This window comes from Polynucleobacter sphagniphilus (assembly GCF_029892205.1).
GTDB classification, from domain to species: domain Bacteria; phylum Pseudomonadota; class Gammaproteobacteria; order Burkholderiales; family Burkholderiaceae; genus Polynucleobacter; species Polynucleobacter sphagniphilus.
The window spans coordinates 295,722-307,828 of the sequence record NZ_JARXVX010000001.1; the positions used below are offsets into that span (position 1 = coordinate 295,722).

Sequence of the window (12,107 nt, forward strand, 5' to 3'; positions counted from 1 at the left end):
ATTCGTTTATTCATGGATTAATTGTTACGACTGGCTTGGTAAGTTTTAATGCGCCTAGAGAGTCGATCAAAGGCTAGATAAATTACCGGAGTAGTAAATAAGGTCAGCACTTGACTTAACAGCAATCCACCGACCATAGTGATACCTAGGGGGTGGCGCAGTTCAGAGCCGGTACCCGTACCAAGCATGAGCGGTAAGGCGCCTAATAGAGCGGCCATTGTTGTCATCAGAATCGGGCGCAAACGTAAGAGGCAAGCCTCATAAATCGCCTCCCTCGGTGTTTTACCTTCAACCCGCTCGGCCTCAAGAGCAAAGTCAATCATCATGATGGCGTTCTTCTTCACAATGCCAATCAACAAGATAATGCCGATAACACCAATGATGCCTAAGTCATTACCAGAAATGATGAGTGCAAGTAATGCGCCTACACCAGCAGATGGTAGGGTCGACAAAATCGTAATCGGGTGGATATAGCTTTCATATAAAACACCCAAGACGATGTACATGCAAATAATTGCTGCAAAAATAAGGGTGACGGTATTGTCTAGGGAGGCATTAAATGCTTTGGACGCACCTTGAAAGCGTGTAATTAAGCTGGCAGGAACCTGCATGTCATTTTGCGCATCTGTAATTGCTTGCACAGCATCACCTAAAGAGGCAGTGCGCCTAAGATTAAATGAAATGGTTGCAGCAGGAAATTGGCCTTGATGGTTAATATTCAGCGAACCATAGCGCTCCTCAATATCAGCCAGCACGCTCAATGGGATTTGTTTGCCGCCTGCACCTGGAACATAAATTTGATCTAGGGCATTGAGTCCTGATTCCGGGCTTGGCATAGCTTCGAGAACAACACGATATTGATTGGTCTGAGTAAAGATAGTTGAGATCAGTCGCTGACCATAAGCGTTATAAAGCGCATTATCGATTGAGGCAATGGTTACTCCGAGGCGTCCAGCAATATCACGATCAATATTGATATAGGACTGCAAGCCCTTGTTCTGTAAATCGCTGGCAACATCACTTAATTGGGAAAGCGTCTTGAGTTTCTCGACAATCTTCGGGGTCCACTCATTTAATTCGGCAGCATTAGCGTCCTCAAGGGTAAATTGATATTGAGTGCGACTCACTCGATCTTCGATAGTGAGATCTTGTACCGGCTGAAGAAATAGTTTGATATCGGATAGTTGATCTACTTTGCTTTGCAGACGACGCAATACGGTTTTGACATCATCACGCGAATTATGTGCCTTGAGATTGATGAGCATTCGGCCATTATTCAAAGTGGCATTAGTGCCATCGACCCCAATAAATGAAGATAGACTTTCAACATCTGGATCTTTGAGGATGATGTCTGCCAAAGCTTGTTGGCGACTGGCCATTGCTTGATAAGAGATTGACTGGGGTGCCTCTGAAATGCCCTGGATCATGCCCGTATCTTGAATTGGGAAGAAGCCTTTCGGTATAAAGATATAGAGCAGAACAGTTAAAACCAAGGTCAGGACTGCTACTACTAGAGTTGATTTTTGACGATCAAGTACCCAGTTCAATCCGCGGCTATATTGATGAATGAGTCGATCAAACTGAGCGCCACTCCAGTGATAGAACTTCGATTGTTTGGATTCAGGGATATGGTGCAGCAGCAGAGCGCACATCATCGGCGTGAGGGTTAGTGACACTACTGCCGAAATAATGATGGCAACTGCTAAGGTCACAGCAAATTCTCTAAATAGTCTACCAACTACATCACCCATGAATAGCAGTGGAATCAGCACGGCAATCAGCGAAATAGTAAGTGAGATGATCGTAAAGCCAATTTGTTTCGATCCTTTGAGCGCAGCCTCTAAAGGCTTGTCACCCTCCTCGATATAGCGAGAGATATTTTCAATCATCACAATCGCATCATCAACCACAAAGCCGGTGGCAATTGTTAAAGCCATCAGTGAGAGGTTATTGAGCGAGAAGCCTGCCCAACTCATGATTCCAAACGTACCAATTAATGATAGGGGAACTGCAACGCTTGGAATGATGGTGGCTGGAACGCTTCGCAGAAATACGTAAATGACTAAAACAACGAGCAAGATGGAGAAAAGGAGCTCTATCTGGACATCATCAACAGAGGCGCGGATCGTGCTTGTTCTATCGGTCAGAATATTAACTTCTAGTGACTGGGGCAGCGTGGCTGATAGTTGTGGCAATAGCTTTTTAATTTGATCAACTACTTGAATCACGTTCGCGCCAGGTTGGCGCTGAATGTTCAGAATGATCGCCGGCTGCTTATTGGCCCATGCTCCCAGGCGAACGTTTTCAGGACCGCTCACCACCTTAGCAACATCCGATACCCTGACAGGGGCACCATTGTTGTAGGTGATGATCAGGTTCTCATAACCCTCAGCCGATTTAATTTGATCGTTTGCATCAATCGTTGAAGATTGGAATGGACCATCAAAACTGCCTTTTGCTGAATTGACATTGGCATTGCCAATCGCTACCCGGACATCATCCAAGCTCAAGCCTTTGCTCGCGAGCGCTCGAGGGTTAGCAATAATGCGTACCGCTGGTCTTTGGCCACCAGAAACGCTGACTAAACCAACGCCTGGAATTTGTGAGATCTTTTGTGCAAGGCGGGTATCGACTAAATCCTCGACGCGAGTTAATGGGAGCGTAGCTGAAGTGATCGCTAAAGTCAGAATTGGGGTATCGGCGGGATTTACTTTGTTGTAGATCGGGGGCGCAGGTAGATCGCCTGGCAATAAAGAGTTGGCGGCGTTAATGGCTGCCTGAACTTCTTGTTCTGCTACATCAAGACTGAGATCGAGTCCAAATTGCAGAACAATCACTGAGGCCCCACCGGAGCTCACAGAAGACATTTGATTTAAACCCGGCATCTGACCAAACTGGCGCTCAAGCGGGGCGGTCACTAATGAGGCCATGACATCAGGACTGCCGCCTGGGTAAAGGGTGACTACTTGAATGGTCGGGTAGTCAACTTGAGGCAGGGAAGAGATTGGCAAACTGCGATAGGCCAGAATACCGCCCAATAAAATTGCCACCATCAATAATGAGGTGGCAATCGGGCGGAGGATGAATATCCTGGATGGATTCATGGGGACCTTAGAAGCTCTCTATGTAATGAGGTGGGGTAACTAAGGCTTACTGGCTTGACCGGAACCCTTAGCTCCTTTACCACCAGCATTTGCAGCCCCAGATGCTTGCCCAACCATGACTTTTGCGCCATTGCGCAACTTATCTGTGCCATCGACTACTACGATGTTTCCAGGCTCAAGACCTTCAAGTACCTGCACGTTATAGCCATCGACAGGGCCGAGCTTGACAGGCACAACTGAGACGGTATTGTTTGAGTTGAGTCGGTATACAAAGGTGCCTGGTGTACCACGCTGAACCGCGGGCACTGGAATGACCACAACATCGGATAGAACGTCCAGTATCACCCGAACATTAACAAATTGATTCGGGAAAAGATTCATCTCATCGTTAGAGAAAATGCCCCGTAACTTTACCGTTCCTGTGGTGATATCAATTTGGTTATCAATACTTTCAAGATAACCTGTGGATAATTTTTTAGTACTATCACTGTTCCAGGATTCCACTGGAATAATTATTTTTTCAGGGGCATTGCTTGTGCTATCGGTTTTGGCGCTGCGGTTTTGCTTACTATGATCTGTATATGAGGCATTAGCTGGAGGCACGGTTTTAATGGTGTCAACGATCGCTATGACTTCAGGAGGCGGTGGCTCTTGTAAGAATTTTCTAAACGAAGGAATGACTTCCTGGGGAACTGAGAAAAGAACCGTAGTGGGTTGTAGTTGGGTAATAACAAATAAACCAGTGGCATTATTTGGTTGCACCAAATTACCTGGGTCAACTAGTCGCATACCAATTCGACCATTGATGGGGGATGTAATGTGCGCAAATTCGAGTTGCAATTTTGCGTTGCTGACCAAGCCTTCATCAGTGAGGACATTGCCTTTGTACTGCTCTACTAAGGACTTTTGAGTTGCGTAGACTTGCTTGGATATCGAATCTTGCTTGAGCAATGTGTCGTAACGCTTCAAGTCGAGCTCAGCATTGGCTAACAGGGCTTTGTCTTTACTTAAAGTACCTTCAGCTTGCTTGAGACTTGCCTCAAAAGGGCGGGGGTCAATCAGGGCTAGTAATTGACCGGCTTGAACCAGGTCACCCTCTTTAAAAAATACTTTACTCAAGATGCCACTTACTTGTGGAAAAACGGTCACAGTATTTCTTGGGGTAACGGTACCGAGCGCAGTCTGGACCACCGTAATTTTGCCAAGCTTTACCGGGGATGTGACTACTGAAACAGGGCGCATCCGGGCATCACGTGCTTTAGTGTCCTCTACAAATCCACCAATGAAATGCCAAAGGGTACTGAGCACAATATAAATGGCGATATAGAGAATAATTTGAGTAGCTTTAAAGCTGAGTGCGAACTCTTGATTTTTACTGACGCGACGAACGAGTGTTTCCAGCCTTGGTTGGGTGTAAGCAACCATCTTGAAGTTCGCCACCTTTAGTTTTTGGATGCCCAATAAGATCTTCACCTTGCAGTAATTGAAAGTCCTTAACCAAACAGGATTACTTTTCAGACGTCCCCATAAATTTTGACTGGCTGAAAGCAGTTTTTCTAATAATTTTTTCATTACATTCGCATTGTGAGCTACATCAAGTCATGCCTCAGGAGGACCGCTCCAGGCTTGACTTAGTTTAACAAGACTACAGGTACTGCCGGTGGCGCATCAAGGTATGTTTAGTAGCTCCGCCAAAAGTATCTAGTTGGGCGCCCATTTGCCATTATCGGCTGGAGGGTTGCCACCCATATCCGGCAGGTTGTAGCTCGACTGATTGGGGAGTTTTTGGGGGCTTGCGGCAATAAAGCTGCTTATTTTGCTGTCAAAAATACCTTTTTGTTCATTGCTTAGGAGTTTGTAGAGGGGTTTGGCGGTTTCCTCAACTTCTTTTAGGCTGGTATAGCGGCTTTTTGCATTTTCCTCAGCAGTATTGAGATACTTGAGGGCATCGCCTTGGGGTGCTGTACCACTATTGAGCCTAGCCCTTTCTTTGGCAACATCGCTGGCATAGATACGCACCTTGCTTGCAAAGTTATCCCAAGCTTTTGTTTGATCTTGCGTGAGCTTTAGGCTGGTTTCCAGCTGAGAAAGGCCTGCCTCCATTTGTTCATAAGTCAATAGATTGGCCCCTGGGCTTGGGGTATTGGCATGGTTATTCTGGGAGCCGGCATTGCTATTTGAGTTCTGGCTATTGGAATTGCCGCCACGTCTCATGCTGGACATGCCTGAATTGATCAGGCCGCCCCATTGCGCATTGGCCTCCTGTATGGGTGACAAGACAGTCAGTAGGGTTAGTATGAAAAGAGTGGATCGAAGTGAAAAAGCGGTCATGGCAATTATGAAGTGATTAATCGGATGCAGCTCATTAGACTAATTGGACGCTTAAATACTTACGATCATGATGAAATATATTTTTGTACAAGCCATAAGTATTTCATAGGCTATCCAGTCTAAATGCCAACAAATAAGGAGAAATAGATGAAAAGAGCAATACAGGGTTTCATGATGGCAAATATTTTATTGGTTAGCACTATTGGGCTAGCTTCAGCGGCTTTGCCTGAGCCTCAAGACCCTCAGGTTGTGGCGAATATGACTTTTGAGCAAAGAATGCAAATGTCAAAGGATTTGCGTGAGCAGTTTAAGCAGGCGACCCTAGAGGAGCGTCGTGAGTACCGCCAAAAACTGCATGCCAAATTTAAGGCTTTAAGCCCCCAGGAGCGTAAAGCATTGCGTGACAAGATGCATGCGCAGTGGGAGGCCTTAACACCCGCCCAAAAGAAGGAGTTGCGTGATAATCGCAAAGCAATGATTGCCTCTATGACTCCTGAGGAACGCGCGGAAATGAAAAAAGAGCGGTCCGAGTGGATGCAGGCTCATCCAAATGCGCAAGATCATTGGAATAAGCCAATGAATAACTAGGAATCGGTTTGAGTTTATTTACCGGTAAACAATATCGGGCTGAGCAGGATTTACTGAAAAAAGCAGTAGCTGGTGATTCTGGTGCGTCGCAGGAGATTATCCGATCCCTTAGCCAGTCAGCCTACTCGCTTGCCTGGAAAATGCTAGGGCGCCGTGAAGATGCTGAGGACGTTGTGCAAGAGGCCTTCATCAGGCTTTGGCGCTCAGCAGCTAACTTTAATGGCAAGTCAGCTTTATCCACTTACTTTTATGCAATTGTGAGCAATCTGAGTTTGGATCGCTTAAAAGCAATGAATAAAACGGCTTTTGAGGTGTTTGACGAGTTAGAGAATCTGCCTGCCGAGTTGGTTCATGTCGATTTTTCGGACACGTTTGATTCTGGGCGAATTTCAGAAGCAGTGCGTTCTTTGAGTGTGAAGCAGAGGATGGCAATCTTAATGTGGGCATATCAAGATTTAACTGCGGCAGAAATTGCCAAGGTCATGGGGATGAATAAGAACAGCGTCGATCAGCTATTGTTTCGCGCTAAATTGAAATTGAAGTCTGAATTAGAAAAAGGTGGTGCATATGCGGACAACTGAAAACAAAAATCTACAAAAACTGTTGGACCAAATATCTGTCCCCTGCTCTTCTGTTCATTTTGAGAAAACTCTGCATCAGGATTGGCGCAGAGTGGTGCATCAGGAGGTTTACCCCAGTCATCGCATGTCTCATGTGCTGACCTTGGCAAAGTCGCATCGCCGCCTTACTGCTTTTATAGTGGCCGCTGCATTTTTGGCTTCAGCCCTGATGGGCCAACATTTACTGAGCTCTCAAGAAGAGGATTTACGTCAAATGGATACGCTTTCAGAATTGAGTCTATCGACTCTTTAGGCGGCTTAAAGAAGTCTCTTCCCTTTGCCCCTCTCCCGATTAAGGTTGAGGGGTTTTTTTTTGATGGGATCGTTGCGCGCTATAAATGCTCGAATGACCAGAGAATAGATAGCTCACCACGCAAGTAATGGCAGCATAGATGCCTACTTCCCCGCCAAACAATTCCATGGCCATGACCATGGATGCAAGAGGTGTGTTTGCGGCGCCTGCAAATACCGCAACAAAACCCACACCCGCTAATAATGAGAAGGGCATATCCAAGAGGGGGGCCAAGGCGTTCCCTAAGGTCGCCCCTATATAAAACAGGGGAGTGACTTCGCCCCCTTTAAATCCGCTGCCAAGAGAGGTGATCGTGAAAATCATCTTTCCTAAAAAATCGTACGGAGCGACTGGTTGATTAAAGGCCTCATAGATAGTGGGGATGCCCAACCCAATATAGCGATCTGACCCCATTAGATAAGTGGCAGCTATGATCGCTATCCCGCCAATGAATGGCCTCAGAGGAGCATAAGCAACGATCTTCTTAAAGTAGGCCGTAAGGTGATGGGTAGTCTCTGCAAAAGCTTTTCCAGTCAGGCCAAACGCTACGCCGGCAATCACCATGGCAAATAGTCCCCATGACGTTATTGCAGGGATTACTTGAATGCTGTATTGGGTGTGGTGAACACCCCAAAGTAAAGAAATCTGATCTGCAATGATGGCGGCAGTCATGCAAGGAAAAATCGCATCGTAGCGCATGCTGCCAACAATCAGGACCTCAAGGCCGAAGATGGCGCCAGCCAAGGGCGTTCCAAACACGGAGGCAAAGCCAGCGCTAATACCGGCCATGAGAATAATTTTGCGATCTTCGGAATTAAATTGAAAGAGATGGGTGAGTTGGTCTGCTAACGCGCCACCCATTTGAACTGCCGTTCCTTCTCTGCCAACCGATGCACCAAATAGGATGGAGATGATATTGCCAAAAAAGACGAAGGGGGCCATCCGAAAAGGGATGATTTTTTTAGGATCATGAATTTCATCGATCAGCAGGTTATTGCCTCTTTCGACATGTTCCCCAAACCGTAAATAGATCCAACCTACAGCAAAGCCAGCCACTGGCAGTAAAAAGATGAGCCAGTGATTTGCGGTGCGGGTATCGGATGCCCATTCCAAGGCAATCAAAAGAAATGCGGATGCTGTTCCTGAAAGAATTGCAATTGCCGTTGTGATTACCAGCCATTTACCCAAATAGGGAATCAGCTTCATTTGCTCGAAAAATGGTGGTTTTGGCATATGTGTGAATATTCTAAGTGAATAGGCCCTCAGTTAAGCTAAAAACTTCGTTTTCGGCCCAAAAGTCAGCGACATCACCCAGATTGACTTATTTTGTTTCTTGGAAATATGAAACAATGGGTTTTGACTGATTTGGCGCTATTGCCACATCCAATCTTTTATTCAAATTAAAGGCTTCAAAATGTACCGTATCGCTCTTTTCCTCCTGCTGACTATGAGTCTGGTTGCTTGTCATAACAACGAGAAGATAATTGAGGCGCAAGAAGCAAATGATGTTTACAAGGCAACCATGGCTTCGCCAAGCCCCCTTAATGGTGAGAAGGTGTATGTTGGGCCATCAATCAATACTATGGATGATGCCAACACATTTGAGATGTATAGCTTGGTAAGTGAGGCCTCTCCAAAGGGATCGAAGTCTTATCAGTTGATGGTATTGCTGACCTACTTTAAAGAGTGGCGTTACTACGATTCAGCTACCTTGGAGAATAATCCAGCCACTACCTTCAAATCCGTCTCCAGGGAGGCAGGGGTTTGTGATGATAGGGGTTGTATTTTCAAAGAGTTGATGTCCATTCAGCTGACGGATGCTTTTTTACGCGACCATCTTAAAAAAGGTTTTCAGATCAGCGTTTCATCAAAAGTTGGCATTAAGAGTGACCTCTTCGTGCCGCCCGAATACATAAAGGGCTACCTCAAAGCTGTAGATGGGCCTAGTAAGTAAGACCTCGAAGGCCCTTGCAAATGAGTGATGATTTAAAAAACACAAACAGAGTCAAATTCGAAAAAAGAGTGCAAATTGCCATATTTGCACTCATTGTCTTGGTATTCGTGCTGGCCTACGTACCATGGTGATGTCCTTTACTAAAGAGATCAATTGAACAAACAAAGCACCCATTTCACTCTATTGATGGTATCGCTCCTACTTACCATTCCTATGGGCGCACATGCTCAAAATACTACCTACTCTCCTTATACAAAGGAGCAGTTAAAGGAATTCAATTCTCAACCGCTGGCACCCGCAGTTGCTGTAGATGAAGTAGATGGAGAATCAAACCCCAGAGTGCCAAAGATTGATAGTAAGTACTTTCGTCAGCCTGAGGGCGAGGAGGAAGCCGAAGTACTAGAAACTGGATCCTCAGATCCCTACACCCCAATACAACCGATGTTTACCTTCTAAGGCCAGAAAAGCAAAAAGGCTTCTGAGTCAATTGACCTAGAAGCCTTCTACTGTTTGGTTGCGGGGGCAGGATTTGAACCTACGACCTTCGGGTTATGAGCCCGACGAGCTGCCAGACTGCTCCACCCCGCGTCTGAAGCTAACATTCTACCATTTTTTCAACCCCTGTGTCGAGGCTTTCCTTCAATAAAGTAATAAATAAGGGGGTTTTGAGGGGTAAACTCACCCCTCAATCAGCTGGCATAAGGAGTAATATATTGCCACGCAACAACAGGGCGGAACATATTCATGTCAGTCAGTAATCCAGAGTTTTCAGAGTCATCCTTGCTAAGGCCAGTAGAGATCTCCCGCGAAGACCATCTACCTAAAAAAGGTGCCTCTCTTGCGCTAATGATGGCAGCCATTGGCGTTGTGTTCGGAGATATTGGCACTAGTCCTCTCTATGCCCTTAAGGAATGCTTCAGTCCTGAGCACGGTATTCCATTCTCGGCGGATGCGGTTTATGGCGTTATTTCAATGGTCTTTTGGGCCTTTGCAATCGTTGTGTCTCTAAAGTACGTCTTGTTTGTGATGCGTGCGAACAATAATGGAGAAGGCGGCATCTTAGCCTTAATGGCTTTGGCCTTGCGTACTGCACCAGCCGGATCCAAAAGAGCGTTTTTGATCATCATGTCAGGTGTCTTTGGTGCCTGTATGTTTTATGGCGATGCAATTATCACTCCAGCAATTTCAGTTTTATCTGCGGTTGAAGGTATGGAAGTGATTTCACCTGATTTCACACGCTATGTTCTGCCGACCACCATTCTCATTCTAATTCTTTTATTTTTTATTCAAAAAACGGGTACCGCGGTTGTAGGAAACCTTTTTGGGCCAGTCATGTTGGTATGGTTTGCGGTGATTGGCCTGATGGGTCTCAATCAGGTGGTTCAGAACCCGGCCATCTTCGCCGCTGTTAATCCCTTATATGCGGTGCGTTTCATGCAGGAGAACGCTCTGCAAGGTTTCATTGTGCTTGGCGCTGTTTTCTTGGTGCTGACAGGTGCTGAAGCGCTCTATGCAGACATGGGTCATTTTGGGGCTAAACCAATTCGTATGGGCTGGTTCTTCGTGGTCATGCCATGCTTAATATTGAATTACTTTGGCCAAGGCGCGATGTTTTTAAATAATCCTGAAGCCATTCAAAATCCATTCTTTTTGATGGTTCCAGAAGCCTTTGTTTTCCCTCTCGTAATCCTGGCAACTGTTGCCACGGTGATTGCTTCGCAAGCCGTCATTTCTGGCGCGTTCTCGATGACTAGTCAAGCTATCTTGTTGGGATTTGTACCGCGCATGAAAGTGCAGCATACCTCTGATAAAGAGATTGGCCAAATTTATATGCCATTGATCAATTGGACCTTATTGGTTTTGGTAGTAGCTGTTGTATTGGCTTTCAAGAAGTCTGAAAACTTGGCGGCTGCCTATGGCATTGCTGTGACGACCACTATGATCGTGACAACATTTTTAGCGGCCATTGTGATGCGTGTGGTGTGGCGCTGGAACACGATTTTAGTATCTTTGGTTATTGGCGCCTTCTTGGTAGTGGACTTTGCTTTCTTGCTGGCAAACTTATTAAAAATCATGGAGGGTGGTTGGTTCCCATTGCTATTGGGTGCCGCCTGCTTCTTACTCCTAATGACTTGGTATCAAGGGCGTCAATTACTGCGCCAACATGCGACTGATAACGGTATCGAATTAAAAGGCTTCATTGACAGCCTGATGAAACATCCGCCCCATCGGGTGGAGGGTACTGCCATCTTCTTAACTGCTCACGTTGATTATTTGCCAGTGTCTTTCTTGCACAATCTCAAGCACAATCATGTCTTGCATGAGCGGGTCTTCTTCTTAAAAGTGAGTATTTGGGATGTACCTTATGTGAAAGACGATGAGCGAATTACTTTGCGAGATCTAGGCAATGGTATTTACGTCGTCCGTGCCGTATATGGCTTTAATGAAACGCCAGATATGTTGAAGATTTTGGAGTTGATTGAGCATAATTCTGATCTGAAATTTGACTTAATGAATACCTCCTTCTTCTTATCTAGGGACACGATTGTTTCTACGGAAATTCCAGGAATGGCCATGTGGCGTGAACGTTTATTCTGCTGGATGTATCAGAATGCTGGTCGCCAATCCGATTTCTTTAAGATTCCCACCAATCGTTTGGTTGAACTGGGCGCGAAGGTAGAAATTTGAGAGTCTGTTTTTCATTACGTGCCAAAGTATTTTTATCAATACTGCTTTTGGTTTGCTCTTTTAGTAGGGTGGCATTCGCTACCCCCGAAGAGGATGCCGAGTTAGTGCGCTTGGATAAAATTGACCAAGAGCTTGAATTGCAGCGAGATTGGGCTAAGTACCGCTGGGGTGCTGCCCAGCATGATTGCTATAGCCTTTATTTGGTGAACCGCTGTTTGCGTAATGCACGTGCTCAATATCGCAAAGAAATTGATCCCATTCAGGAGCAGCAGGTAGCACTCCATGCAGTGCAGAGAAAGCTAAAGGCGAGTGTCAAAGATCAGAATGATGCTAAGCGTGCAGCAGATCTGGCATCTCCAGAAAAGGCTGCAGAGCGGGCGGATAATCAACGTGAATTCGAGCAAAAACAAAAAGATGCGGCAGCACGTGCAGCAGATTTAGAGCAGCGTCGTAAGGATGCGCCAAAACGCTCGCAAGAAAATAAAGCGGGCACCCAGCTCGATTGATCTGTTTCCACCGACCCTCATTTA

At 45.9% G+C, this 12,107-nt stretch carries 11 protein-coding genes and 1 tRNA gene; 7 read left to right on the top strand and 5 right to left on the bottom strand.

Annotation, left to right across the window (positions count from 1 at the left end):
* Positions 1–17 precede the first annotated feature (17 nt).
* The 3 genes from M2125_RS01555 to M2125_RS01565 form a co-directional block, all read right to left on the bottom strand.
* Positions 18–3,104: an MdtB/MuxB family multidrug efflux RND transporter permease subunit gene (locus M2125_RS01555; protein ID WP_280742373.1), complete on the bottom strand. Its 3,087-nt coding sequence runs from the start codon at positions 3,102–3,104 to the stop codon at positions 18–20.
* A gap of 39 nt (positions 3,105–3,143) precedes the next feature.
* Positions 3,144–4,676: an efflux RND transporter periplasmic adaptor subunit gene (locus M2125_RS01560; protein ID WP_280742374.1), complete on the bottom strand. Its 1,533-nt coding sequence runs from the start codon at positions 4,674–4,676 to the stop codon at positions 3,144–3,146.
* Between the two features lie 129 nt (positions 4,677–4,805).
* Positions 4,806–5,435, bottom strand: coding sequence for a Spy/CpxP family protein refolding chaperone (locus M2125_RS01565; RefSeq protein WP_083657457.1), 630 nt, complete (start codon positions 5,433–5,435; stop codon positions 4,806–4,808).
* A gap of 147 nt (positions 5,436–5,582) precedes the next feature.
* On the opposite strand from M2125_RS01565, the gene M2125_RS01570 reads away from it, so the two are divergent.
* From M2125_RS01570 to M2125_RS01580, 3 genes are read left to right on the top strand one after another with little or no spacing between them, the layout of a single operon-like run.
* Positions 5,583–6,023 (top strand): DUF3106 domain-containing protein, encoded by a 441-nt coding sequence (locus tag M2125_RS01570; protein ID WP_280742375.1) that lies wholly within the window; start codon positions 5,583–5,585, stop codon positions 6,021–6,023.
* An 8-nt stretch (positions 6,024–6,031) separates the two neighbouring features.
* Entirely contained in the window at positions 6,032–6,604 is a 573-nt protein-coding gene (locus M2125_RS01575; protein ID WP_158025466.1) for an RNA polymerase sigma factor, read from the top strand.
* The gene (locus M2125_RS01580; RefSeq protein WP_076022920.1) at positions 6,591–6,896 is read left to right on the top strand and encodes a hypothetical protein; all 306 of its coding nucleotides are present in this window, start codon (positions 6,591–6,593) and stop codon (positions 6,894–6,896) included. The genes M2125_RS01575 and M2125_RS01580 overlap by 14 nt, the downstream gene beginning before the upstream one ends.
* Before the next feature lie 39 nt (positions 6,897–6,935).
* Here M2125_RS01580 and M2125_RS01585 read toward each other — a convergent pair whose 3' ends face one another.
* Entirely contained in the window at positions 6,936–8,168 is a 1,233-nt protein-coding gene (locus tag M2125_RS01585) for a voltage-gated chloride channel family protein (protein ID WP_280742376.1), read from the bottom strand.
* 181 nt (positions 8,169–8,349) lie between these two features.
* Here M2125_RS01585 and M2125_RS01590 point away from each other — a divergent pair, with 181 nt between their 5' ends.
* Both M2125_RS01590 and M2125_RS01595 read left to right on the top strand, forming a co-directional pair.
* Positions 8,350–8,889, top strand: a complete 540-nt coding sequence (locus M2125_RS01590; protein WP_076022922.1) for a hypothetical protein — start codon at positions 8,350–8,352, stop codon at positions 8,887–8,889.
* 153 nt (positions 8,890–9,042) lie between these two features.
* On the top strand, positions 9,043–9,345 hold the full coding sequence (locus tag M2125_RS01595; RefSeq protein WP_233126594.1) for a hypothetical protein: 303 nt from the start codon (positions 9,043–9,045) through the stop codon (positions 9,343–9,345).
* Positions 9,346–9,400: 55 nt separating this feature from the next.
* Here M2125_RS01595 and M2125_RS01600 read toward each other — a convergent pair.
* Positions 9,401–9,477, bottom strand: a tRNA-Met gene (locus M2125_RS01600).
* A 258-nt stretch (positions 9,478–9,735) separates the two neighbouring features.
* Here M2125_RS01600 and M2125_RS01605 point away from each other — a divergent pair.
* Complete coding sequence (locus M2125_RS01605) at positions 9,736–11,577, top strand: potassium transporter Kup (protein ID WP_076023156.1); 1,842 nt, start codon at positions 9,736–9,738, stop codon at positions 11,575–11,577.
* A 68-nt stretch (positions 11,578–11,645) separates the two neighbouring features.
* Positions 11,646–12,083 carry a hypothetical protein gene (locus M2125_RS01610; RefSeq protein WP_277540053.1) on the top strand — a complete coding sequence of 146 codons (438 nt, stop codon included), beginning with the start codon at positions 11,646–11,648 and terminating at the stop codon, positions 12,081–12,083.
* Positions 12,084–12,107: the final 24 nt, after the last annotated feature.

Bases quoted from the DNA above. Each gene is read 5' to 3' on its own strand.
- M2125_RS01605 (WP_076023156.1), top strand. From the start codon at position 9,736: ATGATGGCAGCCATTGGCGTTGTGTTCGGAGATATTGGCACTAGTCCT.
- M2125_RS01565 (WP_083657457.1), bottom strand. From the start codon at position 5,435: ATGACCGCTTTTTCACTTCGATCCACTCTTTTCATACTAACCCTACTG.
- M2125_RS01590 (WP_076022922.1), top strand. From the start codon at position 8,350: ATGTACCGTATCGCTCTTTTCCTCCTGCTGACTATGAGTCTGGTTGCT.
- M2125_RS01580 (WP_076022920.1), top strand. From the start codon at position 6,591: ATGCGGACAACTGAAAACAAAAATCTACAAAAACTGTTGGACCAAATA.
- M2125_RS01560 (WP_280742374.1), bottom strand. From the start codon at position 4,676: ATGAAAAAATTATTAGAAAAACTGCTTTCAGCCAGTCAAAATTTATGG.
- M2125_RS01555 (WP_280742373.1), bottom strand. From the start codon at position 3,104: ATGAATCCATCCAGGATATTCATCCTCCGCCCGATTGCCACCTCATTA.
- M2125_RS01585 (WP_280742376.1), bottom strand. From the start codon at position 8,168: ATGCCAAAACCACCATTTTTCGAGCAAATGAAGCTGATTCCCTATTTG.
- M2125_RS01570 (WP_280742375.1), top strand. From the start codon at position 5,583: ATGAAAAGAGCAATACAGGGTTTCATGATGGCAAATATTTTATTGGTT.